We start from the raw sequence: 25,625 nt of genomic DNA, 5'->3' as shown, positions 1-25,625 counted from the left end.
ATCTAAAAAAGCACTTATGGGAAGTATCCAAGGAAAAACCATTTGGGTGACGGGAGCATCTTCAGGAATTGGAAAAAGTTTGGTATTGGCGCTAAGTTCATATTCCTGCAATTTGATTCTCTCATCCAGAAGGGAAGAAGAACTTATCAAAGTAAAGGCTTTGTGCGGTGACACAGACAACATTTCCATTTTGCCATTGGACCTTAAAAACCATGTGGCCATGGAGATGATTGCAAAAAAGGCTATTTCCTTTTATGGAAAGGTGGATATTTTGGTAAACAATGCGGGAATAAGTCAGCGTTCTTTGATAAAAGACACAAAATTAGAGGTCTATGAACAGCTGATGGATATCAATTATTTGGGCACTGTAGCCCTTTCCAAGGCAATTCTCCCTCATTTTATTACCAACAAAGCCGGACATTATGTAACGGTTACCAGCTTAATGGGAAAGTTTGGGTCTCCCTATAGGTCGGGCTATTGCGGTGCCAAACATGCACTGCACGGGTTTTTTGATGTAATGCGTATGGAACATGAAAAAGATGGCGTAAAAGTAACCATGGTGTGCCCGGGGTTTGTACAGACCAATGTGGCCAAAAATGCTTTAACGGCGGATGGTTCCCCACAACAAAATGATGATGTTGCCACAGAGAACGGCATAAGTCCAGAACTAGCGGCAAAAAAAATAATTACAGCAATAGAGAAAGATAAGTTTGAAGTGTATGTGGGTGGAAAAGAAGTAAAAGGAATCTATTTGAAACGTTTTTTTCCTAAACTATTGCACAAAATGGTACTGAAAAGCCAAGTACGATAAATCAACTGAAGTTGAACCAGAAACGAACACCCTCCACTTGCCTATCAATATTTAATTTGGATTGCAGCTGGTTTACCAAACGATTGATCAGACGGATCCCCATAGAGGAATGTGCACGTTCATCCGTGTCTTCCGGAAGACCTATACCATTGTCCGTATATTCAAAATAGCCCTGGTCCCCATTTTTGCGCAAATGAATATAAATTTTTCCATTTTCATCGTTTTCCGGGAAGGCATACTTAAATGAATTGGATACAAGTTCGTTAAGGATCAGGCCAAATGGAATAGCTCGGTCAATGTCCAACTCCGTGCCTTCTGCATCAATGGTGATGCTAATATTGTGACCACCTTTTTTATAAACAGATTGTACACTATTGATCAAACTCTCTATATACCCTTGCATTTCTATTACCGAAAGGTCGTCGTTCTGATATAATTTCTGGTGGATCAATGCCATGGCCTTCACCCGGCTTTTACCTTCCTCCAGCGCTTCAATGGCAGCCTTACTTCGTGTGTTTTTAGTTTGTAGGCTCAATAAGCTCGATACCATTTGTAGATTGTTCTTTACCCTGTGGTGTATCTCTTTTAAAAGAGAGTCCTTTTCCACAAGCGAATTTTCAATGATATGTTTTTGTTCAGCGATCAAACGTTGGTTCTTGATACTTTTAAGATAGGCATAAACCAAACCTGCAAAACCTAATAGGGTAAAGATCAAAGAGACAAAGACCAGGTTTATCCGTTCATCTTTAGCTTTCATTTCACTGCGGTTCAACTCATTTATCCGCTTTTGTTCATCTATCAATCGCTGTGAGTTCTCGAGGTCCTCGTTGGCCACTATAGTTACCAATTGTTGTTTTATAAGTGCTGACTGCTTTTTCGCCAACGAATCTTTGATTCTCTCATTTCGCTTATAATAGATGGAAGCATTCTTGTAGTTTTCAACCTTATCGTAAAAAGCAGCCAATAAGCTGTTCTTTTTTATGGTCTGTAGCACGGTTATATTTTCAAACTCTACATCCAGATATTTTTTTGCCTCCGAAAAACGGTCCATTTGCAAGTTGGCCTCGGCCAAGTAGAGCGTATTTTCCACTACCTCACTCTGATCGTTGTTATTGGGTGATTTCTTTAGGGTTTCTATACTGGTTTCCAAGAGTGGTAGTGCCTGTTCGTACTCTCCGAGCATTACGTGGCATTTAGCTATATTCCCTTCTATTTCGGCTTGTAGTAATTCACTCTGAAAAATATCTGACTCACTTTTTTGAGTGGAAATGTCGTTCATGTAAACTCCCAAATAGGAATTGGCCTTTTTAAGTTCACTCAAAGCCGTGGGGGCAGAATCATCCAATCTCAAATAATTTCCCACTTTGCTGTGATACTTTGCCAAACCATAGGAATCGTTGTCAGCAATAGTAGGCTTTACCTCCATAATGTATTGGTTTCGAGCCTTTCGATACAACCCTAGGTTACTGTAAATATCGTAGAAAGAAATATTTTCGGTAATGCCAAGCTCACGCTTTTGCTTTCTGATTTCAATTTGCTTATCGAACAATTGGAGATTGGCATAATTATCGTCCAATACATCCAAAACAATTTTTTGGGAATCTGTGTCCAAGGAATCCTTTACCCCATAAAGTTCTTTGGCAATAGCGGTACTCTTGTCATATTCACCCAAGTCGTTGTATACTTGGGCCTGCATAATTTGATATAATCGGATTGCAGAGGTGTCTTGGGTTTTTTCGGCGTTGGACAAGTAAATTTTGATGGTATCCAGCCAATCATAAGCAGAATTTACATTGTACCTGTCCAATGAATTAAAAAAGACATCGAACCGTTGGGTAGGCTGATTGGTATCCTGAAATTCCTTGAGAACACTTTCCTCTTCAGTGGCAATAGTCTGAGCCGATGAGGTAAAGAGAAAAACAAAATATACCGTGGTAAATAAAAATCTTACGTAACGTCCCATTAATTTAATTGATACAGCGACCCAAAATTGTTTTTAGACCCTATATTATTATCGTGCCCTTTTTTCCTTTATTGCCCCGATAACCAATTCAACTCAAAAAATGGAAAATTGTACTGAATCTTAACTGTATGGGGTATATAAAGAACGTTAGTCTTGTCACAAAATTAAATCCAATAGGAAAGAGTTGATGGTTATTGTTGTGAAAGTGCCGTTTTCTGTTGTGAAATAATCAAACTTGTATGCCAAGTAGCATTTTATCGATGTTTTGTGCTTTTCATGGAGTTTCCAAATAATACAAAACCTCTAAAATTGAAAAAGGCCCTGCTTTTTACAAACAAGACCCTTTTACGAGAACACTATATGAAAATGAAAAAATTACTTTCTGAATTATTACACTGCTAAAGTATGGCTGTTTCATCCAGTTCAGAAAATATTGTTGTGAACCATTAAAAATTTGTGGTCTTCCTCGTTAAAAAGGTTGCGCATAAAAAAAGCGCCCTTGTAGAGCGCTTTTATATTATAGTTCTTTCTGAACACTAGCTGTTCATTGAAGAAAGAATAAATTCTTTGAAATCTTTGGAAATAGGAATCAAGTTATTGTTGATCATAATATCCTTGGAGTTGATAGCGTCTATATGATCTACGTTTACTATGTACGATTTATGTGCTCTATAAAATTTGTTCTTAGGTAATTTTTCCAAATAATCTTTTAGAGGAGAACGTACCAAAAACTTTTTATCGGCGGTATTTACTTCCAAATAAACATTGTCGGCCTTGATAAACTGAATATCACTAAACTGAATTCGGTAATATAAGTGCTGTTTTTTGACAAAAATGGAATCTTTGAGTACGGAATTGGAAGTGATTTCATCCGCGACTTCATCCTCCGCTTTTTGAACACCCTTCTTTTCGTAATTAAAGTTGGAAAGTGCAATTTCTATAGAAGTATATAGATCTTGTTGCTCAAAAGGTTTTACCAAATAACCATCTGGTTTTACCGTCTTTGCATTTTCCACCGTTGCTCTATCGGAGTTGGAGGTTACAAATATAAATGGGATGTTATAGGTTTCACGAATGTGCTTTCCAAGGTCTATACCTGTTTTGTCCGAAGCCAAAATAATGTCGATCAACACGAGGTCCACATGGTTGTCCTTCAATACATCCACAGCCTGTTCGTAAACAATCACATTGTCCACGATCTCGTAGCCGATTTCCTCTAACATGGATTGCATATCATCAGCAATGATGACATTATCCTCTACGATTAAAATTTTTATCGGGTGTTCCAAGTTACCTAAAGTTTATTTGGTTGTAATTCAAATTTACAAAAAAATATTGACTGAAATTAAGAATAAAATCGCCAGCAGAAAGGTACTCAGAGCAACTTTTTTTAATTCTGTATCCAAATCTCCGGGGTTTTGGGTCAGCATCACTTTACGCAGATGAATCAATAATGGAACAAAGGCCAACATAAAAATGGAAGGTTGCCACCCGAAATTTTCAATCCAAATAAATATTGAAAAACAGATCAGTGCCATCAAAATCAAGAAAAAATGATAACGTTTCCCATTTTTAAAACCCATTTTAACGACCATGGTGATCTTACCGTATTTTTTATCGGAAACTACGTCTCGTAAATTGTTCAAGTTCAATACGGCAACACACAAAAAACCAATGGCTATGGCAGGTAGAACAGCGCTCCAGCCCAAGGATTTTGTATAGAGGAACATACTGCCCAATACCCCCAAAAGCCCAAAGAACAAAAACACAAACAGGTCTCCCATACCCCGGTAACCGTAAGCATTGGAACCTACGGTGTATTTTATTGCCGCCCATATACTTAACAAGCCCAGTACAAAAAACAATACGATATAGAGGAAGTTTTCCATGCCAAAGGCCAAATAGATCAATGCCACGGCTATCAACATGCTGATAATGATGGAGATGATTATTCCTTTTTTGAGAGCACCTCTTGTAATGGAACCACTTTGCAAGGCTCTTGCAGGGCCTATTCTATCCTCATTATCGGTCCCCTTTACCCCATCGCCATAATCATTGGCAAAATTAGAGGTGACCTGAAAACCGACCGTGGTTAGCATGGCCAAAACAAACAATGCCCAATCAAATTGATTTTCCATAACGGCCAAGGCCGTTCCTACTATGATTCCCGATAAAGAGAGTGGAAGTGTACGAAGTCTAGCAGCTTGTACCCAAGCCTTTGTATTTTTCAAGATTAATACGGATCTTCTATTTTAACTCGTTGACCGCCTTTGTAAGAAGCAACAAAAGCATCTTCAAATCCCATTTGTACCAATTGCTTTCTAAATTTTTGTGCTTCTTCCAGAGTTTCAAAATTGCCAAGGGAATAGGCATAAAAGGGATTGGTTTTTACAAAAAGTGTGTTTGTCAGTGCCTCGGAAGCCAAGGTCACGTTGTTTTCCACAAAGGATTTTACCTGTACGGAATAGATTTTTTCCTTATTCAAGAACTCTTTGGCCAAATAAAACTCTTTCACCAAGCTCAATTCCTCATTCTGGGATTTAAGATTGTCTATCCTAGCCTTGATCACATCCAAACTATCAATGGATACCAGCACATTACTTTGGTTTTCAAAAGATTGTTTACTGCTAAGTCCTGCAGTGAACGATGTAATTGCCAATGTACCTATCACAAACAAACCCACAAACCCAAGAAGAATGTTCCGTTGAAGTTTAATTTTACGGAGGTCCTTGTTCTTGTATTTTATCTGATCTAAAAGTCTTTCGTTAATGATTTGGGCCTTATCTATATCCTTATGAAGGTCCAACAAATCACTTTCTTCAATAAAAGGCATATTGTGAAGAGGTTTGAATTAAATGTTATGCTTCTAAAAACATAGCAACCAATAAGTTAATCTGAATCCTTACAAAAATAGAGTTTTTGTAGAAAGAAAAAAACTTTACGACTGTAAAGGTGTAAAGAATCCAACCTCAATGATCATAAAAGATTACAGCATACGGATACCATCGTCCTGAATATTGATTTTTCGTTGTCGATATAAGATGCCTACGCCCTTTTTAAAAGCCTTTTTGCTCAAGTGTAGGGTGTTCTTTATGTCCTCTGGTGATGACTTATCGTGCAGTGGCAAAAACCCCCCGTTTTCCACAAGTTTATCCAAAATCATTTTGGCTGTTGGCTCCAACATTTTGGCCCCAATCGGTTGTAAGGAGATATCCAATTTCTTATCCTCCCTAACATTTTTGATAAATCCTCTTAAACGGTCGCCAACCTTGACCGGATTAAAAATATCACTATCAAAAATGAGTCCTTTATGACGTTCGTCCACAATAACTTCCCAACCTAAAGGAGTTTTTCTATGCACCAAAAGATCAACAGGATCATTCTGTTCATATACTACATTCTCATTGGACAAAAACTTATCTACCCTACTCGACCCCGTCAAACGCATACTCTCCTCGTCCATATAACAATGGACAATGTACTTGTTGCCTTCCTCCATTCGTTGCGACTGTTCCCTAAAGGGAACAAGCAAATGTTTTTCAAGACCCCAGTCCATAAAAGCTCCATAGGCACCCACTTCTACCACTTCCAAACAGGCAAACCCATTCCGGATAATCTTTGGTTTTAAGGTGGTGGATATGGGACGTTCGGCATTGTCCAAATAACAGAAAACTTCCATTTCTTGGTCAATCTCAAAATCTTCCGGTACATATTTGTTGGGCAAAAGAATTTCCGTGCCCTCATCATCACCTAAAAAAAGTCCTATACTAGTGCTCCTGAGCACTTTAAGGGTATTGTAATTTCCCAATTCTATCATAGGGCAAAGGTAGCTGTAAATTATGGGGATAAAAAAAGCTGTCCGTATTTGGACAGCTTCTTTACATTGGTCGTAATCTTAATTATAAACCGATTCCTTTCCAAAGTGCTTCGTCAACATGTAGTAAATGACAGCACGGTGTTTATTCTTTTCCGATTTTCCGTACGCATCTATAACGCTATTAATGGACTCTGTCAAAGCTGGTGTTTCCGCCAATCCCAACTTTTTGATCAAAAAATTGTTCTTTACTGTTTCCAATTCCTTTTCGTCAGATCCGGAAACTTTGGAAGCATCCAAATTATAAATGGCTGGACCCAGGCCTATGGCCACTTTAGTAAGCAAATCCATGTCCGGAGTTTGTCCAAATTTCGTTTTGATGTCCTCTGCGTACTTTTCTATCAGTTCGTCTCTTTTGCTCATAATGTGTTAGTGTTCTTATTGAGTTTATAGCTTTGCTCCTAAGATATGAAATCGAAGTACCCAAGCAAAATTTTATTGTTCAAAACCCTTGGTGTGGCTACTTCCAGAATTTTTGGCCTTTTGGATGCTGAATAAAAATCCCTTAATGCATCATCCAATTCGGCCTCATCTTTAGCTGAAATATGTTCAAAACCATACATGTCCGCCAAATGTTTTGCCGACAGCTCATGACTCGTCTCAAAAAAGGTCTCAAATTCTTCAGTATCCTCCTTGCCGGGCAAAATTCTAAAAATACCTCCACCGGAATTATTGATGAGTACAATCCTAAAATCTGTGCGCATATATTTGTTCCACAAGGCATTACTGTCATAAAAAAAGCTTAGGTCTCCCGTAAGCAAAAGTGTGGGTTCCTCGCTGTGAATGGAACTGCCCACAGCTGTTGATGTAGAACCATCAATGCCGCTTGTGCCACGGTTACAAAATACTTGTAGTGATTGGTCCATTGTGAAAAGCTGAGCGTACCTAACCGTGGAACTATTGGCCAAGTGGACCTGATACCCTTTGGGTATATCTTTAATGACACGTTCAAAACCGATAAAATCCGAAAATGGGATTTCTTGTAGATAGGCCTTGCGCTTTAACTCGTATTTTTCCTTTTTATCTTCCCAAAATGCCTTGTAATCACTGGTAGCATCAATTTCTTCAGAAACGATTTCCTTGAAAAACTGATTGGGGCTTGTTCTGATATGTTTTGTTAAACAATAAAAAGTATCGTTGGCCTTCTTAGCATCGATATGCCAATGCTTTTCGGGTGTGTACTCCCGTAAAAAGGCTTTTATTTTTTTGGACACGATCAATCCTCCAAAGGTTACCAAAAGCTCAGGTTGTAATGCTTTGAACAGCTTTTCCCTTTGTTTGGATTTTTCAATGGGAGCTATAATACTATCTATACTCTCAAAAAATTCTGGATGATGTAGGTTCGATGTCGTTTCTGTAAATAGCACCGTGTTAGGATCGTTGGCCAAAATCTCCAAGACCTCTTCATCAATGGCATTGGGATGATCAACACCCACCAAAACCATTTTTCGGGAACTGGTCTTCCAAATCTCTGACAATTCGTCCCAATTTTCTTCCATTGAACTATCTGCAGTTGCAGGAGCTTCCAGATTTTGAATTTTGATGGTGGGCTCCTCTACCCTTCCATATAAGGGTTCTTCAAACGGAATATTGATATGAACGGGATATTTTTCATCAAAAGCAACTGCCAGTGCCTTGACGATTTCCTTTTCGTTATGCTCCTGTACATCCGCTTGACTCTCCTCCAACAAAGACTCACCAAATTTTGATATGGTTTTTGTTGCGTGGGACACGTCCTGCTTCAAATTAGCGGAATATCCAATATGTTTTTCCAGTACATTTTCCTGTCTTATGGTCTGCCCATCACCAATATCTATACGATAATTAGGTCTGTCCGCAGAAACCACGATCAATGGAATATCGCTATAATAGGCCTCGGCAACAGCTGGATAGAAATTGAGCATAGCACTACCAGAGGAACAGAGCACAGCCACAGGTTCCCGTAAGTGTTGCGCCATGCCCATGGCAAAAAAAGCAGCACAGCGTTCATCCACAATACTGAAACAGTTAAAAAATGGGTTTTTGGTAAAACTTATGGTCAATGGGGCATTTCTGGACCCTGGAGAGATAACTATATTTTTAACACCCCTTGATTTAAAGTACAAAACCAGGGTTTGTGCAGCGGGTATATCTGAGTACATCATGGACTACAAAAATACATCATCTGGATGGTAAAAAACCAAAATAAGGAACATCTATTTAGAGTATGCTCAACATCGTCTTGCTTTTGTTTTGGGTCTCGACCCATTCATTTTCTGGGTCCGATGCCTCAGTAATTCCACCACCCACAAAAATGGAAGCTTTATCATTTTCCAGCTGCATACACCTAAGGTTGACGAACAAGGACAACTCTCCTTGACCCTTTAAATTCAATTCTCCTAAAAAACCAGTGTAGAACGTCCTTTTGTAATTTTCATTGGCCTGAATAAACTTTGCTGCTTCATCCGTTGGTATACCGCATACTGCTGGGGTTGGATGCAAAGCCCTGATTACTTCGCTAACCTTTAGGTTAGGTAACATGTTTCCACGTACTTCCGAGCGAAGGTGCCATAGATTTCCTGCCTTTACAGATTCGGCGTCATCTATTTCCAAACGTTCCATGGTATGGGCCAATTTATCTCCTATGTACTCGGATACCATTTGTTGTTCCTCGATTTCCTTACTGCCCCAGTTGGGTTTTTCATTCTCTATATATGGCAAGGTAGCGGCCAAGGACATGGTCAACAGTTTTTTGTCCTTCACTTTCATCAAGGTTTCTGGAGTTGCCCCGCACCATGTCCCGACCTTTGGGTGATGAAAAAGGTATCCAAACGCGGTCGGGTAGGTATTCAAAAGGGTTTTGAATATTTTGATGGGCGACTTTGAAATGGGCACCTCGATTTTTCTTGAGAGCACTACTTTTTGAAGCCTTCCCTTTTCAATTTCCTTGATGCCGCTCTTCACCAAATCAATATGGGCTTCTTTCCCTGACTCATCCGGCGAAATCGCAGTAGTGGCCCGCAAGTTTTCAGCTTTTACGGTCCCCTCCCATACCTCATCAGGTTGAATAAGGATTACATTGTTTTCAGAATCAAATGGTGCAAAAAGAAACCCTTTCTCGGTGAAATCTTTGGAATGATGGAGTGCGTTGTTTGATTGAAAAACACCGAAAATTTCTTTTTCATCCGGTTTTCTATATAAAACAAAGGGCAACCCCTTTTCCAGATAGGCCTTTGCCCTATCCCATATTTCCTGAAGGCCTTTAGTTTTTGGGTAACGCAATGGTGGTAAGTTTACAGTTGGAAATCAAACGGTCCTCCTCATCGGTGATTTTTATCTCCCACAATTGCGTGGTTCGGCCTTTGTGCAGAATAGAAGCCTTGGCATAAACAAAGCCTTCCTTTATGGAGCGAACATGGTTTGCTGCAATCTCGATCCCACGTACAAAAAACTTTTGTCCGTCCAAGAAAATGTAGGATGCCGCACTCCCTACACTTTCTGCAAGGGCTACGGATGCACCGCCGTGCAGAACACCATCTGGTTGGTGAACTCTTGGGGTCACGGGCATTTTGGCCAAGAGAAAATTTTCACCTACATCAATATAGGTGATGTCCAATGTTTCCATTAATGTGTCCTTGCAAATTTCGTTGCAAACGGACAGTATCTTCTCTTTATGTTCGTTCATCCTTCTATTTTTTGTAAAATTACACAAAGCTTTGCCAATATCTAAATCAGCGATTTTAAACATGTCCAACAAAGAGAAGACTGTTACTTACACTACTGAAAATACATACCTGACCCAGAACCAATTAAGCTCAAAAACCAAAAATGTCTGGCTGGTTTTTCATGGTATAGGTTATTTGAGTCGTTACTTCGTCAAATATTTTAAAGGTCTGGATCCCGAAGAAAACTACATTATTGTTCCACAGGCCCCATCAAAATATTATTTGAAGAATGAATACAAATACGTTGGTGCCAGTTGGCTCACTAAGGAAAATACCGCCACCGAAGTAAAAAATGTACTCAACTATATTGATGCGGTACTCGAATCTGAAAAAATCCCGGAAAATGTAAACCTGATGCTCTTCGGGTTTTCCCAGGGTGTTTCCGTGGCCACTCGATGGTTGGCCAGCAAAAAGACGAATTGTAAATTGGTTGTGCTCTATGCCGGCGGTATTCCCAATGAATTGACGGCGGAAGATTTTGAATTTTTGGATTTCGATGCAACAGCGATAAAAATAATATACGGGGACCAAGACGAATTTTTGACTCCAGACCGTCTCAAAGGAGAAAAAAATAAAATTGATATGCTATTTCAAGGCAACGCGGAAACCATCACCTTTAAGGGTGGGCACGAAGTGAAACCAGAAATTATTGAGGAGCTGATCAAATAAGGTCAATTATTGGGTTCCTCCTCGGGTGTTTCCTCTTCGTAATATTCAATGGTTCTTGTGGTGTAGGTGTTATCAGGAGTTATAATCTGTTTTACCCAGTTGCTCGGTGTGTGGTTATCGAACTGAAAAATATATTTATCCGTAGATTCGGTGTTTACCGTTTTTTTAACCATTCTGCTCAACTTGCCATCGGTGTAATAGTAGAATCGCTTTTGCTGCGAAACAAATTCCTTTTCAGCTATATCGTATAGAAAATCCTCGCTGGTTTCCAACTTGCCTTCGGCATTAAAAACTTCTTCCAAGGCAGTATTGGGCTCTCCATCAATGTATTCTTTGGTCAGTACAACCTCTTTGGTGCCATTGGGTCCCTTTTTGGTCGATGTCCTAACGGATTTTTGTAAAATGCCATTGGTAAAAGTACTTACCGTATATTCGTTTTTTACTTGGGAATATTCAAAAGTGGTTTCGTCCACCCCTTCTCCATTGGAAGAAATTATTTTCACCAATTTCCCCTCATCATCATAATGGTATTGTTGCTGCTCCAAGAACTGTTTGTCGTAGGAAATGATTTTTTCCACAACCTTCCTGTTCGGAACAGTATCTATCTCATAAAAATTGGCCATGGACGTGGATTCATCCAAAACGTTACCTTTATAACTCTCCATACGTTTTTCCAACAGTTCCCCATTATCGTTGTACTTATAATAGGTGATGTCCTGATCGGTATCGTTATACTGGGTCACGGTTTTGGTAAGGACGCCCTCCCTGTCAAATTCAAACAATTCCTTTCCGTAATCGGTAGTGACCAGACAGGATTTTACCTTTCCCTTAAGATCAAAGTCTTCCACGGTAAAAATCTGTACCTCTTGCGACCATGTTCCAACGATATGGAAGAATGAAAAAAGTAGTAATGTGGTATAGTGTTTTTTCATACTGTAAAATTAGTCGTTAAAAACGCAACTGAAAAATCTAAACAGCATATATCCTGCCATGATCGACAAGAAGTCAATTAAAATTTGCGTTCGGGGTCGAATGGCGAAATAGACATGGAAAGCTTATCCCCTGAGATAAGTTCCGTGACCAATTTGCCAGTTGCCGGCCCCATGCTCCAACCCATCATCGCATGACCTGTTGCAATGGTCAAATTGTTTATGCTTTTCGGTTTTCCTATGTATGGAAGACCATCTGGCGATACGGGACGAAGGCCGCATTTTGCATGTTTCTTGGCCTCATCTGGAATTTGGAGTCCATTATAGTAGCTTTCAACACCTTTTGCAATGGCCTCCACTCTTTCTTTTCGGATGGTATGGTTGATTCCAGAGAATTCCATGGTTCCGGCAAAACGAGTAAAGCCTTCCATTGGAGTAACCGCGATTTTTTTCTCCATTAAAATGGCTGGCATACTTATGTTGGTGGGCTCCTCTACATTAATTCCATATCCCTTGCCCGCCTGTAATGGCAGTTTTAGGTTTAATTTTTTGGAAAGTCCCGAAGTCCATGATCCAGCTGCAAAGACCACTTCGTCCGCGGTATAGCTTGCTTTTTCGGTTATAACTTCTGTTATATGCCCGTCTGAGATGGATACATTGGTTACCGCTTCGTTCTTATGAATGTCCACCCCGACCTTTTCCAAATGTTCCACCATTCGTTTCATAATGAGCGGTGGGGTGGTGTGGCGGTCACATTCCCAAAGAATGGCCCCTTTGGCATTAAAGTCGACCTTGGGCTCTATTTTCTTCAATTCTTCTTTTGATAGATGCCTGCCTACCAATCCCAATGTAGCTGCCTTTTCAACAACTTCCATTTCATGATCGCGGGATTTCTCGGTTTGGTAGACCATCATCAAACCTTGTTGTCCTATTTGAAAATCTCCCAAGTCGCCGGAATCCTTTATGCCTTTGTACAGTTCCCTGCTCAATATATTGATATCACGGATAACGGACATGGATCGCTCCACCTTGGCTTGGGTAGAAGATTTTTTAAAGTACCATGCCCATCGTATAAAATCAGGGTCCAATCGTGGTTTCATGTAAAATGGGCTCGAAGAATTGAACATATATTTCAATCCTTGTGTAATCATCCCCGGTGATGCCAAAGAAACAATATGGCTCGGGGTAAGGTACCCTGCATTGACGAACGAAGCTCCCGAAGTAATGTCCGATTTGTCCAAAACAGTTACCCGATGACCTGCTTTCTGCAAAAAGTAAGCAGTGGAAAGCCCAACAATTCCACCTCCAACTACAATTACACTTTTATTCTTGCCCATTACTACAACTTTAGGGTGTTCATCAAAAGAAGCGCCAAGATACATAAAGGGTGGGAAAATGTTAATCTGTACCATGGGAATTCTTTAGCAAACTTTTGACTACTTTTGAGGGATTTTGAAAACTATCAAACGAATGAAAAAACTTTCCTTATTGGCATTGGGATTGGTGTTTGCCTGTAATTCCTACCACAAAACAGTAACAGAAGCAGCAAAGCCAAAACCTGTAGCAAGCCCTGTACCCTATGCGGAATCCATTACTCAAAACGATCTTAAAGACCATTTGTACACCTACGCCTCCGATGAGTTTGAAGGAAGGGAAACCGGTACTCCCGGCCAAAAAAAGGCCGTGGCCTATATTCGGTCCACATATGAATCCTTGAACATTCCTCCTGCCCAATCCGATGGTGATTATTTTCAGAAGGTACCCTTGGAGGTTTCCAACGTTCCAAAAGGAAATCTTGGCATCAATGATCAAGAATTTGAATTGGGCGAGCATGTTGTCTCCTATTCAACTGCAAAAGGAACATTTGATCAAATCGTGTATGCCGGATATGGAATTGAAGAAGGCGCCTATTCGGATTACGCTAATATAAATGTCACCGGAAAGTTGGTACTGATCAAAGCGGGTGAACCCAAAAATACTGATGGGAGCTACATAATTTCTGGATCTTCGGAAAAATCTGATTGGAGCAACATGTCCGAAAGCATGCCCAAAAAAACAAATTTGGCCATAGAAAAAGGTGCCAAAGGAGTTCTTTATTACGATACACAGAATTATCCGCGTTTTAGAGGCTATTTTCAGTTTATGAAGTCCAACAACAGCGGTCGTATGCAGCTGGCAGAAGACACCAGTGATGAAACACTTATTATTTTGGACGAAAAAGCAGCTACTACCTTAAAAAGTGATATTGAGGAAGACAATGTTCCCAAAACAATTGTAGCCAATATTGAGCTGGACATTACCGGGGGTAACGATAAAATAGATTCTGAAAATGTTGTTGCCTTTTTAAAAGGAACAGAAAAACCCGAGGAGTATGTGGTCATCTCTTCCCACTTGGACCATATTGGAATTACGGGTGATGGACAAATCAATAACGGAGCCGATGATGATGGTTCGGGAACCGTTGCCTTATTGGAAATTGCACAAGCTTTTAAAAAAGCTGCGGATGAGGGCAATGGTCCCAAACGTTCCATAGTTTTCTTACATGTAACCGGGGAAGAAAAAGGTCTTTTGGGGTCTAGATATTATACCGATGTAGATCCGATTTTTCCATTGGAAAATACCGTTGTGGATTTAAATATTGATATGATAGGACGAATAGATCCGAAATACACCGGCTCCAGAAACTACCTTTATCTTATAGGTTCAGATAAATTAAGCACCGAATTGCACAACCTATCCGAAGAGGTAAATAAAAAATATTCCAATATTGAGTTTGATTACAAGTACAATGATGAAGACGACCCCAACCGTTTTTATTACCGAAGTGACCATTACAACTTTGCAAAGAACAACATTCCGATCATATTCTATTTTAACGGTACCCATGCAGATTACCACCGACCTGGAGACACTCCTGATAAAATAAATTATGACTTGTTGGAGAACCGTGCCCGTTTGATTTTCCATACCGCATGGGAAATCGCAAACAGACCAAGTAGACTGTTGGTCGACAAAGCGGCGGATTAACCTAAGATGCTAAACAAATAAAAAGCCCTCAATATGGAGGGCTTTTTATTCAGGTCATAGAACAAAAAAATCCCAAACCAAAAGGCTCGGGATTTTTAAAAACTCAAGGGTGGAAGACCGGGTTCGAACCGGCGACCTCTGGAACCACAATCCAGCGCTCTAACCAGCTGAGCTACAACCACCATTTAAAGCGGATGCAAAAATACTTTTTTGTAATGATTCAACCAAAATATTTTTCAAATTCCACCGATTAAAAATTATACTTGATTTTTATCAAACCTATTATCGTGTCGCAACTGGCATAAAACCAAAGCGGTACAATTTCCCGACAAAATGCACGTTTTTAAGACCAAACACACGTTTTTGGACATTTCACAACATTTAATTCTCAAAATGGTGGCTTGAAATTACATTTACGTCAAATATTTTCAACTAAGTGTTGTCAGAAAAAAACCTCATTCTAAATTCTAAAAACCCACTGGCTCTATTTGTGCTTTGTGTTATCGCTCTTTGCTCATCCATTGCGGTCTCTGCGCAGACCAGTAAAAGGGATAGCTTGGCTTATAAACTACAACGGCTGGAATCTACAAGCAGATTTAATCCAAAGGATACCACACATATTAACCTTCTCGTACGTTTAGCATTTTCTTACAGGTATTTGGATGCAGATAGCCTGTATTCCGTTGCCAAAAGAGCTTTGGATTATAGTACCGAAATTGACTTTACCTATGGGAAAATAAAAGGTTTGGATGCTCTTGGTATCTATTATTACGATAAAGGTGAGCGAAAGAAATCCATGCCATTGTTCAAAGAAGCTTTGGAGTTGGCCAAGGAAATTGATGATATTGAATCTGAAGTATCCATTATAAATACCCTCGCCCAAAACTACAGCTTTGAGGGCAATTATGCCGAAGCATTAAACTGGAACCTTAAGGGAATCGATTTGGCCAAAAAGATCGAGAACCAGGAAATGCTATCCATCCTTAATGAAAACATTGCCGGATTATACGCAGAGCAAAAAGATTTTAAAAATGCCCTGATGTTCTATGACACCGTGCAAAGAATCAACCGAGGTCTTGGCAATGAAGTAATTGATGCTGAAACTCAAAGTAATATGGCATCACTTTATAAGGATGCCAAGGATTTTAAAAATGCGATGTTCAACATCAACAGGAGCATAAATACTTTTGAGAAAAACAAGATTTACGATTGGCTGGCCTATGCCTACGAGGTGAAAGGGGATATTTACCTTGATCAGGAAAAATTTAAATGGGCCCTTTATTGGTACGACCAGAGCAATATGCTATTTAAGCACCAAATAGAGGACGACAGGATAAAGATTCAATTAATGAACGGTATGGCCAAGGTGTATTTTGGCTTGGAAAAAGATAGCCTTTCCCTGGAATACGCTAAAAAAGGACTTGCCCTTTCCAAAAAAATAAAATCCCTACAAGGTCAAATCGACTGTTCGGAAACATTATACAAGGTTCACAAAAAAAATGGGGACAACCCCGAGGCACTGGCCTATTTGGAAACTTTCAAAACCTTATCCGATTCGTTGTCAAAGGACAAGAACAAACAAAGTCTCTCTCTTTTAGAAACCAAATTGCACTACGAACAGGAAAAACAAGAACTTATTGAGTCCAATGAGGCGGCTCTTGCCAAGCAACGTAACTATATCTATTTCTCCATTATTATTCTTCTTATTCTTAGCATCATAACCTTTGTGATCCGTAGGAGTGAAAACATCCAAAGGAAACTGAACAAAGAACTCAAGGAGAAATCACAAGCGATAACCCAACGGGAAGCCCAATTACATGAGATAAACAAGACCAATACAAAGTTGTTCTCCATTATTGGTCACGATCTTAGAGGTCCTATCGGCGGATTGCAGGGAATACTTAAAATGTTTACTGATGGGGAAATTACGACAAAGGAATTGGTCTCATTTATTCCTAAACTTAAAACTGATGTAGAGAACATATCCTTTACCTTGAACAACCTATTGTCCTGGGGGATAAATCAGCTCAATGGCGTAGTTACCAAGCCTAAAAGAGTATCACTGTCACAGCTTGTTGTCAACAATATTCAACTTTTATCGGAAATTGCCAAGAGCAAGTCTATTAAAATAATAAATCAGCTTCCGGAAAATCCACGTATTTGGGCCGATAATAACCAAATAGATATTGTCATCAGAAATCTTCTGAGCAATGCCATCAAGTTTACCCCGGATAACGGGCTTATCACTATTGATGCCAAGGAGAAAGATAATATGTGGCAAATATCGGTTAGAGATACCGGGATAGGTATGGCCCCCGAAATGCAAAAATCGATTTTCAAGGATTCTTCCAATGTTACCACTTATGGTACCAACAACGAAAAAGGAACAGGGCTTGGACTTTCTTTATGCAAGGAAATGGTACACAAAAACAAGGGCAAAATATGGGTCGAAAGTGTTCCGCGCAAAGGAACAACCTTCTTTTTCACCGTGCCCAAAGCACAAAGTAGGTACCAAAAAGCTTCTTGATCAGATCAGATCGTCAAGACTGTCCACCCCAACATACCGTTCCACAGTAAAACCTTCGGCAAACTCTACGCCGATCAACCTACCTAAATCCCTAGCTCGGTAAATTACACTGTCCGTAAAATTCTTACTGCTGATGGGTGTCTCCGGTTCTTCACTGTCAGGATCATAAAATTGGGAGCTATAGGCCTTGATTGCGTCTGTTTTTGTTTCGATAAATCCAGACACATCAACCACAAAATCAGGTTTCAAATTTTTCCATTGGATAAAATGATAAACCAATTTAGGTCTCCAGGCCTCTTGCCACTGATCATCTCCATCCATTTTGGTATCAATTTTCACCAAACCACTTAAAAAGCAGGCATCACTGACGAGTTTACTTCCTTTTCCATGATCAATATGACGGTCATCAACAGCATTGCAGAGTACAATTTCTGGTTGATATTTTCGAATTATTTTGATGAGTTCCAGTTGATGTTCCTTATCGTTAACAAAGAAACCATCGGCAAACTCCATATTTTCCCGAACGGCTACACCTAAAATTTCGGCTGCCTTAGCGGCCTCTTTGTCCCTGATTTCGGCAGAACCGCGCGTTCCAAGTTCACCACGGGTCAAATCCACGATTCCAACCTTTTTTCCTTTGGAAACTTCTTTTGCTATGGTGCCTCCTGCCCCCAGTTCGGCATCATCAGGATGCGCACCGAATACTAAAATGTCTAATTTCATATACCTTTATGCCGTTACGGTCATGGATTTCACCTTGGCAATTGCCTGTTCAATATCCGCTATTAAATCTTCCGTCTCTTCAATACCCAACGAGAATCGAATCAATGAATCCTTTATCCCTTGTTTGGCCCTGTCTTCTGGGCTCATTAATGCATGGGAAGTTTGTGTAGGTGAAAGCATCGTACTTTCAATGCCCGCCAAACTCATGGATGGCTTTATCAATTTCAACTCCTTAAAAAACAGGGAAGCATTTATCTCCGGATCCAGTTCAAACGATAACATCCCTCCAAAACCTTTCATTTGAGATTTGGCCAACTCATGCCCAGGATGATCTTTCAGTCCTGGATAGTACACATTATCCACATCTTTACTTTGGCTCAAATAAGTGGCCATCTTCATTGCATTTTCATTTTGGGCCTTTACACGGATTGCCATGGTTTTTAAACTTCTTTCCAAAAGCCAGACCGTGTACTCGCTCAAACTTCCACCAAAACAAATTCCTGTCTGCCAAACCTTGTCCATAAGCTCTTGGGATGCCGCAACGACACCTGCACAAATATCGGAGTGTCCCCCCATATATTTTGTTGCGCTGTGTACCACTACATCAATTCCAAAATCAATTGGGTTTTGATTGACAGGACTAGCGAAGGTATTGTCGATCATGGAAAGGATTCCTTTCTTTTGTGCCAAATCGGCCACTCCCTTTACATCGGTGATGGTCAACAATGGGTTCGATGGGGTTTCCAAATACAATACTTTGGTGTTCGGTTTGATTTCTTTTTCAAAATCTTCCACTTCCCATCCTGTAGTGAAGGAATATTCAATACCGAATCTTTCAAATTGGCTTACGGCAAAATGGTACGTACCACCATAAATGGTTTGTTGCAAAACCACATGATCGCCAGCTTGAAGAAAGGTCATCAATGCCGTACTAATGGCGGCCATTCCACTACCAAAAATCAAAGCTGCCTCGGTGTGCTCCAAAGCCGCCAGTTTTTTGCACAATGCCTCTTGGTTGGGCGTGTTGTAGTATCTGGGGTATCTTTTTACCGCAACGTCCTCAAATTGATAGGATGTACCCATGTATAGCGGGGACACTGCTCCTTTGAATTCCTTATCTTCCAATTCCCCTACGTGGGTACAGATGGTATTGAGTCCTTTTTTATCGTTTTTCATGTTGGTTTTCTTTAGCATAAAGATACGAAACACATCATACTTGGACTTTCTTCCACTTTCCTTTTTTAAACCAAATCATGGCCAACACCGCAATCAGTATTTCTGCCAAGGTAATAGCCACAAAAACCCCCGTAGCCCCCCAGCCTAAAACCAAAGAAGAAATGTAAGCCAAAGGCAATTGAAACAACCAAAAAGAAATAAAATTGATCTTGGTGGGCGTACGTGTATCCCCTGCCCCATTAAAAGCCTGGGTCATTACCATGCCATAGGCATAGAATATATAGCCCAAAGCTATAATTTGAAGACAAAGTGCCCCGCTCTCTACCACCTTAGGGGTTGTATTGAACCAAGATATGATGGTATTCGCAAAAATGAGATATCCCAAAGAAACCGTTCCCATAAAATAGGCATTGTACTTCCCCGTTTTCCAAACGGACCGTTCGGCCCTGTCGGGTTGTTGGGCACCAAGGTTTTGACCGACCAAAGTGGCAGCGGCGTTGCTCATGCCCCAAGACGGCATCAAAGTGAACATCATTACCCGAATGGCAATGGTATAACCCGCCAATACTTCGCTTCCGAATTCGGACATGATGCGCATCAGGAAAATCCAACTGGAAGTGCCGATCAAGAATTGGGCAATTCCGCCCATAGAAATCTTGATCAAATTAAACATCACCTTAAAGTCCAGCACCAAATCCTTTATCATCAGTTTGATCTTGCCCCAACCAAAGAATAAAATCCCCAGTTGAAAAAGTACTGCCGTTCCCCTACCTATATTGGTGGCTACAGCCGCTCCTTTTACTCCCATTTCCGGAATGGGACCAAAACCAAAAATGAACATGGGGTCCAAGATAATGTTGAGTCCATTGGAAAGTACCAGGGCCCACATGGCAATGGATGCATTGCCCGCACCACGAAAAATGGCATTGATCAAGAACAATAGCACTACCGTAATGTTCCCTCCTATCATAAATTGCGTGTAACCGTAACCTTCGGCAATCAAATCGGGTTCACCCCCCATTAACGCCAGAATATCTTGGGCATAGATAATCCCAATGATTCCGATGGAAATTGAAATTACCAGGCCTAAACCAATGGCCTGCACAGCGGCAATACGAGCACCATCCACATCTTTTTCGCCAATCCTACGGGCAACAACTGCGGTGGCGGCCATACTCAACCCAATGGCCAGGGCGTAGACCAAAGTAATCACGGATTCGGTCAACCCAATGGTGGCTACGGCATTTACGCTTACTTTGGATACATATGCAATATCCACCAGAGCAAATATGGATTCCATGAGCATTTCCAAGATCATGGGAATGGAAAGCATAAAAATGGCCTTTCGGATACTTCCAGAAGTGAATTCCGTTTCCTTTCCGGAAATAGCTATCCAGAAATACCGGATAAATTTTTTAAATGTATTTGTATGTTGATGATTCATTTTCAAAGAATTATGTGTAAAAAAAGAAGTGATATGTCAAATAACCGAGAAGAGTTCGGTTACATAAATCGGGTTCCCCCAATGGTGACATCTATCGCGTACATAATTCTTATAGCTTCATGATGATGCAAATATGCGAAAAATACCGATATATTATTACTATTTTTTTATGTACAACTCCAATCCTTGTTGCTACCTTCGTAACCAAACCAACTCAAATATTTCAAAACCATGCGTATTAAAAGTTTGATTGCCATCGGAATATTCTCCTCCATGGTACTCTCATCATCTTGTAAAAAGAACCCAGAAACTGCCGAAACAGAAGAAAAAACAGGTTACCAAGGGCAGGGAAAAAGCCCAGTTGTACCCACGGTGGACAAGCCCATTCAAAAACAATGGAGAGGCGTTTGGGCCTTTAACGACAGTACCACTTTCTTTTCCAATAAGTTTGAAGGTGCCCGTTTAAATGGTGTTGCCCACGACGGCGATGATCATTATACCATTTGGGTGACAGCGGAAAACACTCCCATAAATGTGAGCCCGTGGTACGCCTTTCAGGTATGGTCCAAAGAGCCACGCGACATTACGGTTCAATTAAATTATCAAGATTCAAGAAGTAGATATTATCCGAAGATCAGTACAGATGGAAGAAACTTTACTCCGCTGGATAGTACAAAGTTTAAGGCCATTGGCCCTGGAGAGGGTGAATTTGGAATCAAAGCCGCTCCGGAATCTGCCGAGTTGACCATTAGTGTTACCGAAGAACCTACATGGATCTCCGCCCAGGAACTTTACACCTCCTCCGTAGTGAAAGAATGGGTAGATTCCTTGAGTCAGAAGCCATTTATTGAAAATTATCCGATAGGGCTTTCCAAAGAAAAAAGAACCATGCACTTAATGGAAATCAATGGAAATGAAGAAGCAAAAAAAGCTTTGATGATCATTTCCAGACAGCACCCACCCGAAGTTACAGGGTTCTTAGCAATGAAATCCTTTATCGAAACCATTTCGGGGGATTCCGATCAAGCCAAGGAATTTAGAAAAGAGCATGCCATTTTTGTTGTACCATTGATGAATCCCGATGGTGCCGACAACGGACATTGGAGACACAATATGGGCGGTATTGACCTAAACAGGGACTGGGAAAACTTTAATCAGCCGGAGACCAGAAACGTTCGTGATTTTCTTATGGAAAAAGATAAAACATATGATTTTGTTTTCGGGGCGGATTTCCACTCCACCTGGGACGATATCTACTACCCTATTGATACTACCGTAACGGGTGATAAAGGAAAAATCATCTTCGATTGGATAGCGAATATCAGCGAAAGATTACCACAAAAGAAAACCAATGTAAGTGCTTCCGATGAAATTGATCCTACCATGGTATCCAGCAAGTACTTTTACGTAAACCACGGAATGCCCGCCATTGTATTTGAGCTGGGCGACAATACTTCCAGACCTTTCCTAAGGGAAAAAGGCAAAGTTGCCGCCGAGGAAATCATGAAACTTTTAATGGAGGAATGATCTATTTTTTGGCATAGTGCACTTTGTACCGCCAAAAACTGATACCTCCCAGAATAAAGACCCCAAGTACTGTATACCAAACAAAGCTTGGGGTTATTACTTGGTCCCCACTGGCATAACTGTGCAGTCCGACCAAATAGAAATTCACCCCAAAATAGGTCATCATGATGCTGGCAAAGGCCACTATACTGGCAAAATTATAGATCCACTTGCCACGCAGACCCGGAACCAACCGCATGTGCAGCACAAAGGCATATACCATAATGGAAATTAGGGCCCATGTTTCCTTTGGATCCCAGCCCCAATAGCGGCCCCAGCTTTCGTTGGCCCACTGGCCACCCAAAAAGTTACCTATGGTAAGCATCACCAAACCAGCAGTAAGCGCCAATTCATTGATTACCGTTAGCTCCTTAATATTGAGGTCCATTCGTTTTTTGTTCTTTTCCGTGGTAAGTACCATCAATAACAATGCTACGACTCCTAAAATCATTCCAACCGTTAATGGGCCATAGCTTCCCACAATAACGGCAACGTGAATCATTAACCAATAACTGTCCAACACAGGAACCAGGTTGGCAATCGCAGGATCCACCCAACTTTGATGGGCAATCCACAACAACATGGAGGTTACAAAAGCACTGGCGGCAATGGTAAGCTCACTCTTTCGACCTAGGGCCAAACCAATGCCCATGGTTGCCCATGCCACATAGAGGATACTTTCATAGGCATCACTCCAAGGAGCGTGGCCAGATATGTACCAACGCAATATCAAACCTATGGTATGCCAGACAAAAAACAGGACGATGGTCCCTTTTAACAGGTAAGCGAAAGCATCCAAAAATTTTCTTTCCTTGAAAATCTTGCCAATCAAAACAAAGAACAACAATACTCCGACCATGGCGTAGTACTTGTACAAACGATTGAACAAGTCCAGCTTGTTGTAAATAATCTCTGTTTTTATCTTGTTTTCTGATGGTAATACTTCTTCCCCATGGTTCTTTTGGTTCTGTTTGAAGGCTTCCAACAATCTATTGGGCTGGGAATAGTCCCCAGTTACGATGGATTGTTGCAGGGAGTTCAAATAATAGGGCATCGCATTTTTGATGAAATTGGCATACAACGAATCCTGAACCTGATATTCCCCTCCACGATATTCAACAGCGGAAATCCATTTATTGTTCTCGTCGTTCAGCAAGGGAAATATTTTAACAATACTTCCACTCAAAGCAATGTCGAGTAAACTCAGCCGCTCTCCTACTTTTTTAAAGTCTTTTTCAAAGTTGGATGGATTATTGGTGGAGGTCGCCTTTTCCAAGTAGGGTCTCAATTTATACGCCCCTTTAGAATCAAAAAAGTCGGTCGCCTTTACAAACTCGGTACCTTCGGGAACTCCGATAACCTTACGTATGCTATCGTTTTCCTTTTTGCCCAGGGCAATAATATCCGTTGCATACCAAACTCCCGGGTTCAGCATCATGGATAGAAAAACTTGGTTGGCAGAAAGGTCTCTAAATTTATCGTCACCGCTCAACTTTCGCAATAGTTCAGACGCAAAGGTGTTTACGGGTTTCATACGTCCGCCCTCATCCTGTATCACCAAAGTGCCAAACTTTTCTGCATGCTCCTTGGCCACCGTTGTAGCTTGAATTACGGAGTCTATTTGCGCTTTTGTGGCGGCGGTAGAATGCTCATGGGTTTCCTCTTGTGCATTGGTCGATACAAGGGCAAAGAAAATTGCAATGGTTGTCAATGCCGCTTTCTTTTCCTTTATTTTTTCGAGCATGGTCTGTAAGTCCCTAAAACGTGTTTTTCCAAAGAACATAATGCCCATCAAACCAATATAAAGCAGAAAATAGCCAATGTAGGTAATCCAAGTGCCCCACCAGTCGTGATTTACGGAGAGAACGGTTCCTTTTTCATCGGGATCAAAACTGGATTGAAAGAATCGATATCCTTGATGGTCAAGAACATGGTTCATATAAATATCATAATCAAACGGTCGCTCGTCGTGTACCGTAACTTTACTCATAAATGAGGCGTATCCCGCTTCGGTTCCAGGGTATTTTTCCGCAATAAAATCATTCAATTCAATAGAAAAAGGAAGCTCGTACACTTTGGAGCCATAACTCAATGAAAAATCCAATCCACCCACATTGATCTTATCCGAGAAATTGGAAGTTCCCTTACTTCCCAACAATTTCACCTCTTTACTTTCCCCATTTGCGGAGATAGAAACAACCAAAGCATCTTGTGTAACCTTGGTGATCTCCTCATCAGGTACTTTAACAATGCCGTAGCGCCCTTTTATTATTGGGTCCGGAACCACAAACTGCATCCCCCCCATATTGTAGAGCGAGCGCAGTTGTAACGGCTGGATACTATCGCTGGCCACTTCGCCTTGAAACTGGTCTGCCATGCGCATAAAGCTCCCTTCGAAAGGCGATTTGATGCGATAACCGTTTTCTTCATCATAAAAAATATTGATGGCACCGTCGGTTTCATTGTTAAGGGCAAAAAGAATGTTGTGAACACTGGCTATTTTACCATTTTCCAGATAATGTTCGTGGCGTTGTCCATTACCTGCCTCCACAATTTGAAGGTATTCGGTTCCATTTTCATCGGGAATCAATCCTTTTTCCGCTCCTTTGATAAAATCCACGTAATTGATGGAAAAAGGTTGTCCATTGAAGTCGGATTTCCATGGTAAACTGGATCGTTTTCCTTCCGGGGTCACTAAAATATCATCTTCCAGCACCCTTCTTCTGGTTTCTCCATTGATGTCTCCATCTACAAAAGCAGTCAGGTAGGTTTTGTCCGAATAAAATATTTTCTCAGTTGCGCCTTCCCTGATCGGCATCATACCTTCGTAACTAATGTAACGGGTTACAAAAGCACCTACAATGATCAAAATCCATGAAAGGTGAAGAATCAGTACGGGCCATTTTTTCCATTCCAACAAACGATACCTGTAAATATTTCCGAAAAAGTTGATCACGAAAAAGACCATAATGGCCTCGAACCAGGTTGCGTTGTAAATGTAAATTCGTGCGGTTTCGGTACTGTACCAGCTCTCCACAAAGGTTCCGATGGCCATTGCTGCAGCAAAAACCAAAAACAGAACAGCCATAAGTCTAGTGGAAAAAAGCGTTTTCTTAAGAATATCGATCATGGAAATTCGGTCTACTTTCGGCTTGCAAAAATAAGGTCTTTTTAGAACTTCTTTGTTGCTTAAAAGGATAAAAATCATACAG

Annotated in this window: 20 protein-coding genes and 1 tRNA gene; 5 read left to right on the top strand and 16 right to left on the bottom strand. The window is 40.6% G+C overall.

Annotation, left to right across the window (positions count from 1 at the left end; all coding sequences use genetic code 11):
* Nucleotides 1-16: 16 nt before the first annotated feature.
* Complete coding sequence (locus J0654_RS04045) at nt 17-811, top strand: SDR family oxidoreductase (RefSeq protein WP_207026373.1); 795 nt, start codon at nt 17-19, stop codon at nt 809-811.
* Between the two features lies 1 nt (nt 812).
* On the opposite strand, the gene J0654_RS04040 is transcribed toward J0654_RS04045, so the two are convergent.
* The 9 genes from J0654_RS04040 to J0654_RS04000 all read right to left on the bottom strand — a co-directional run bounded on the left by J0654_RS04040 (nt 813) and on the right by J0654_RS04000 (nt 10,312).
* Nucleotides 813-2,774 (bottom strand): histidine kinase dimerization/phosphoacceptor domain -containing protein, encoded by a 1,962-nt coding sequence (locus tag J0654_RS04040; protein ID WP_207026372.1) that lies wholly within the window; start codon nt 2,772-2,774, stop codon nt 813-815.
* Nucleotides 2,775-3,310: 536 nt separating this feature from the next.
* Complete coding sequence (locus J0654_RS04035) at nt 3,311-4,063, bottom strand: LytR/AlgR family response regulator transcription factor (protein ID WP_207026371.1); 753 nt, start codon at nt 4,061-4,063, stop codon at nt 3,311-3,313.
* Between the two features lie 33 nt (nt 4,064-4,096).
* Complete coding sequence (gene menA, locus J0654_RS04030; RefSeq protein ID WP_207026370.1) at nt 4,097-5,005, bottom strand: 1,4-dihydroxy-2-naphthoate octaprenyltransferase; 909 nt, start codon at nt 5,003-5,005, stop codon at nt 4,097-4,099.
* 2 nt (nt 5,006-5,007) lie between these two features.
* The gene (locus J0654_RS04025; protein WP_207026369.1) at nt 5,008-5,607 is read right to left on the bottom strand and encodes an SPOR domain-containing protein; all 600 of its coding nucleotides are present in this window, start codon (nt 5,605-5,607) and stop codon (nt 5,008-5,010) included.
* A 153-nt stretch (nt 5,608-5,760) separates the two neighbouring features.
* The gene (locus J0654_RS04020) at nt 5,761-6,591 is read right to left on the bottom strand and encodes a CvfB family protein (protein WP_207026368.1); all 831 of its coding nucleotides are present in this window, start codon (nt 6,589-6,591) and stop codon (nt 5,761-5,763) included.
* Nucleotides 6,592-6,669: 78 nt separating this feature from the next.
* Nucleotides 6,670-7,011 (bottom strand): DUF2853 family protein, encoded by a 342-nt coding sequence (locus tag J0654_RS04015; RefSeq protein ID WP_207026367.1) that lies wholly within the window; start codon nt 7,009-7,011, stop codon nt 6,670-6,672.
* Nucleotides 7,012-7,049: 38 nt separating this feature from the next.
* Nucleotides 7,050-8,792 carry a 2-succinyl-5-enolpyruvyl-6-hydroxy-3-cyclohexene-1-carboxylic-acid synthase gene (gene menD / locus J0654_RS04010; RefSeq protein WP_207026366.1) on the bottom strand — a complete coding sequence of 581 codons (1,743 nt, stop codon included), beginning with the start codon at nt 8,790-8,792 and terminating at the stop codon, nt 7,050-7,052.
* 55 nt (nt 8,793-8,847) lie between these two features.
* Nucleotides 8,848-9,909 carry a chorismate-binding protein gene (locus tag J0654_RS04005; protein WP_237685882.1) on the bottom strand — a complete coding sequence of 354 codons (1,062 nt, stop codon included), beginning with the start codon at nt 9,907-9,909 and terminating at the stop codon, nt 8,848-8,850.
* A complete protein-coding gene (locus tag J0654_RS04000) occupies nt 9,890-10,312 on the bottom strand; it encodes a PaaI family thioesterase (protein ID WP_207026365.1) in 423 nt (140 codons plus the stop codon). Before J0654_RS04000 ends, J0654_RS04005 begins: the two co-directional genes overlap by 20 nt.
* A gap of 61 nt (nt 10,313-10,373) precedes the next feature.
* On the opposite strand from J0654_RS04000, the gene J0654_RS03995 reads away from it, so the two are divergent.
* A complete protein-coding gene (locus J0654_RS03995; RefSeq protein WP_207026364.1) occupies nt 10,374-11,021 on the top strand; it encodes an alpha/beta hydrolase in 648 nt (215 codons plus the stop codon).
* A 2-nt stretch (nt 11,022-11,023) separates the two neighbouring features.
* Here the strand turns inward: J0654_RS03995 and J0654_RS03990 are convergent, their stop codons facing one another.
* A complete protein-coding gene (locus J0654_RS03990) occupies nt 11,024-11,953 on the bottom strand; it encodes a hypothetical protein (RefSeq protein ID WP_207026363.1) in 930 nt (309 codons plus the stop codon).
* Nucleotides 11,954-12,030: 77 nt separating this feature from the next.
* On the bottom strand, nt 12,031-13,287 hold the full coding sequence (locus J0654_RS03985; protein ID WP_207026362.1) for an NAD(P)/FAD-dependent oxidoreductase: 1,257 nt from the start codon (nt 13,285-13,287) through the stop codon (nt 12,031-12,033).
* A gap of 133 nt (nt 13,288-13,420) precedes the next feature.
* On the opposite strand from J0654_RS03985, the gene J0654_RS03980 reads away from it, so the two are divergent.
* Complete coding sequence (locus J0654_RS03980) at nt 13,421-14,977, top strand: M28 family peptidase (RefSeq protein WP_207026361.1); 1,557 nt, start codon at nt 13,421-13,423, stop codon at nt 14,975-14,977.
* 107 nt (nt 14,978-15,084) lie between these two features.
* On the opposite strand, the gene J0654_RS03975 is transcribed toward J0654_RS03980, so the two are convergent.
* A tRNA-His gene (locus tag J0654_RS03975) sits at nt 15,085-15,160 on the bottom strand.
* A 307-nt stretch (nt 15,161-15,467) separates the two neighbouring features.
* Between J0654_RS03975 and J0654_RS03970 the strand changes: the two genes are divergently transcribed.
* The gene (locus tag J0654_RS03970) at nt 15,468-17,504 is read left to right on the top strand and encodes a tetratricopeptide repeat-containing sensor histidine kinase (protein ID WP_313783186.1); all 2,037 of its coding nucleotides are present in this window, start codon (nt 15,468-15,470) and stop codon (nt 17,502-17,504) included.
* Here the strand turns inward: J0654_RS03970 and bshB1 are convergent, their stop codons facing one another.
* The 3 genes from bshB1 to J0654_RS03955 are packed head-to-tail and all read right to left on the bottom strand — an operon-like array spanning nt 17,505 to nt 20,847.
* Nucleotides 17,505-18,227 (bottom strand): bacillithiol biosynthesis deacetylase BshB1, encoded by a 723-nt coding sequence (bshB1, locus tag J0654_RS03965; RefSeq protein WP_207026359.1) that lies wholly within the window; start codon nt 18,225-18,227, stop codon nt 17,505-17,507.
* Between the two features lie 6 nt (nt 18,228-18,233).
* Nucleotides 18,234-19,403, bottom strand: a complete 1,170-nt coding sequence (locus tag J0654_RS03960) for a trans-sulfuration enzyme family protein (RefSeq protein WP_207026358.1) — start codon at nt 19,401-19,403, stop codon at nt 18,234-18,236.
* 34 nt (nt 19,404-19,437) lie between these two features.
* Complete coding sequence (locus J0654_RS03955) at nt 19,438-20,847, bottom strand: MATE family efflux transporter (RefSeq protein WP_207026357.1); 1,410 nt, start codon at nt 20,845-20,847, stop codon at nt 19,438-19,440.
* A 231-nt stretch (nt 20,848-21,078) separates the two neighbouring features.
* Between J0654_RS03955 and J0654_RS03950 the strand changes: the two genes are divergently transcribed.
* Nucleotides 21,079-22,374, top strand: coding sequence for a M14 family metallopeptidase (locus J0654_RS03950; protein ID WP_207026356.1), 1,296 nt, complete (start codon nt 21,079-21,081; stop codon nt 22,372-22,374).
* A gap of 1 nt (nt 22,375) precedes the next feature.
* Here J0654_RS03950 and J0654_RS03945 read toward each other — a convergent pair whose 3' ends face one another.
* Nucleotides 22,376-25,543, bottom strand: a complete 3,168-nt coding sequence (locus tag J0654_RS03945; protein ID WP_207027969.1) for a cytochrome c biogenesis protein — start codon at nt 25,541-25,543, stop codon at nt 22,376-22,378.
* Nucleotides 25,544-25,625: the final 82 nt, after the last annotated feature.

Origin of the sequence: Flagellimonas profundi, from assembly GCF_017313275.1 — a bacterium.
GTDB classification, from domain to species: Bacteria; Bacteroidota; Bacteroidia; order Flavobacteriales; family Flavobacteriaceae; genus Flagellimonas; species Flagellimonas profundi.
The sequence above is the reverse complement of the archived record's forward strand: the minus strand, read 5'-3'. Positions and strand labels throughout refer to the sequence as shown.

Coding starts and splice junctions, on each gene's coding strand:
- J0654_RS04045 (WP_207026373.1), top strand. CDS start 17: ATGGGAAGTATCCAAGGAAAAACCATTTGGGTGACGGGAGCATCTTCA.
- J0654_RS04040 (WP_207026372.1), bottom strand. CDS start 2,774: ATGGGACGTTACGTAAGATTTTTATTTACCACGGTATATTTTGTTTTT.
- J0654_RS04025 (WP_207026369.1), bottom strand. CDS start 5,607: ATGCCTTTTATTGAAGAAAGTGATTTGTTGGACCTTCATAAGGATATA.
- J0654_RS04020 (WP_207026368.1), bottom strand. CDS start 6,591: ATGATAGAATTGGGAAATTACAATACCCTTAAAGTGCTCAGGAGCACT.
- J0654_RS04015 (WP_207026367.1), bottom strand. CDS start 7,011: ATGAGCAAAAGAGACGAACTGATAGAAAAGTACGCAGAGGACATCAAA.
- menD (WP_207026366.1), bottom strand. CDS start 8,792: ATGATGTACTCAGATATACCCGCTGCACAAACCCTGGTTTTGTACTTT.
- J0654_RS04000 (WP_207026365.1), bottom strand. CDS start 10,312: ATGAACGAACATAAAGAGAAGATACTGTCCGTTTGCAACGAAATTTGC.
- J0654_RS03995 (WP_207026364.1), top strand. CDS start 10,374: ATGTCCAACAAAGAGAAGACTGTTACTTACACTACTGAAAATACATAC.
- J0654_RS03990 (WP_207026363.1), bottom strand. CDS start 11,953: ATGAAAAAACACTATACCACATTACTACTTTTTTCATTCTTCCATATC.
- J0654_RS03985 (WP_207026362.1), bottom strand. CDS start 13,287: ATGGGCAAGAATAAAAGTGTAATTGTAGTTGGAGGTGGAATTGTTGGG.
- J0654_RS03980 (WP_207026361.1), top strand. CDS start 13,421: ATGAAAAAACTTTCCTTATTGGCATTGGGATTGGTGTTTGCCTGTAAT.
- bshB1 (WP_207026359.1), bottom strand. CDS start 18,227: ATGAAATTAGACATTTTAGTATTCGGTGCGCATCCTGATGATGCCGAA.
- J0654_RS03960 (WP_207026358.1), bottom strand. CDS start 19,403: ATGAAAAACGATAAAAAAGGACTCAATACCATCTGTACCCACGTAGGG.
- J0654_RS03955 (WP_207026357.1), bottom strand. CDS start 20,847: ATGAATCATCAACATACAAATACATTTAAAAAATTTATCCGGTATTTC.
- J0654_RS03950 (WP_207026356.1), top strand. CDS start 21,079: ATGCGTATTAAAAGTTTGATTGCCATCGGAATATTCTCCTCCATGGTA.
- J0654_RS03945 (WP_207027969.1), bottom strand. CDS start 25,543: ATGATCGATATTCTTAAGAAAACGCTTTTTTCCACTAGACTTATGGCT.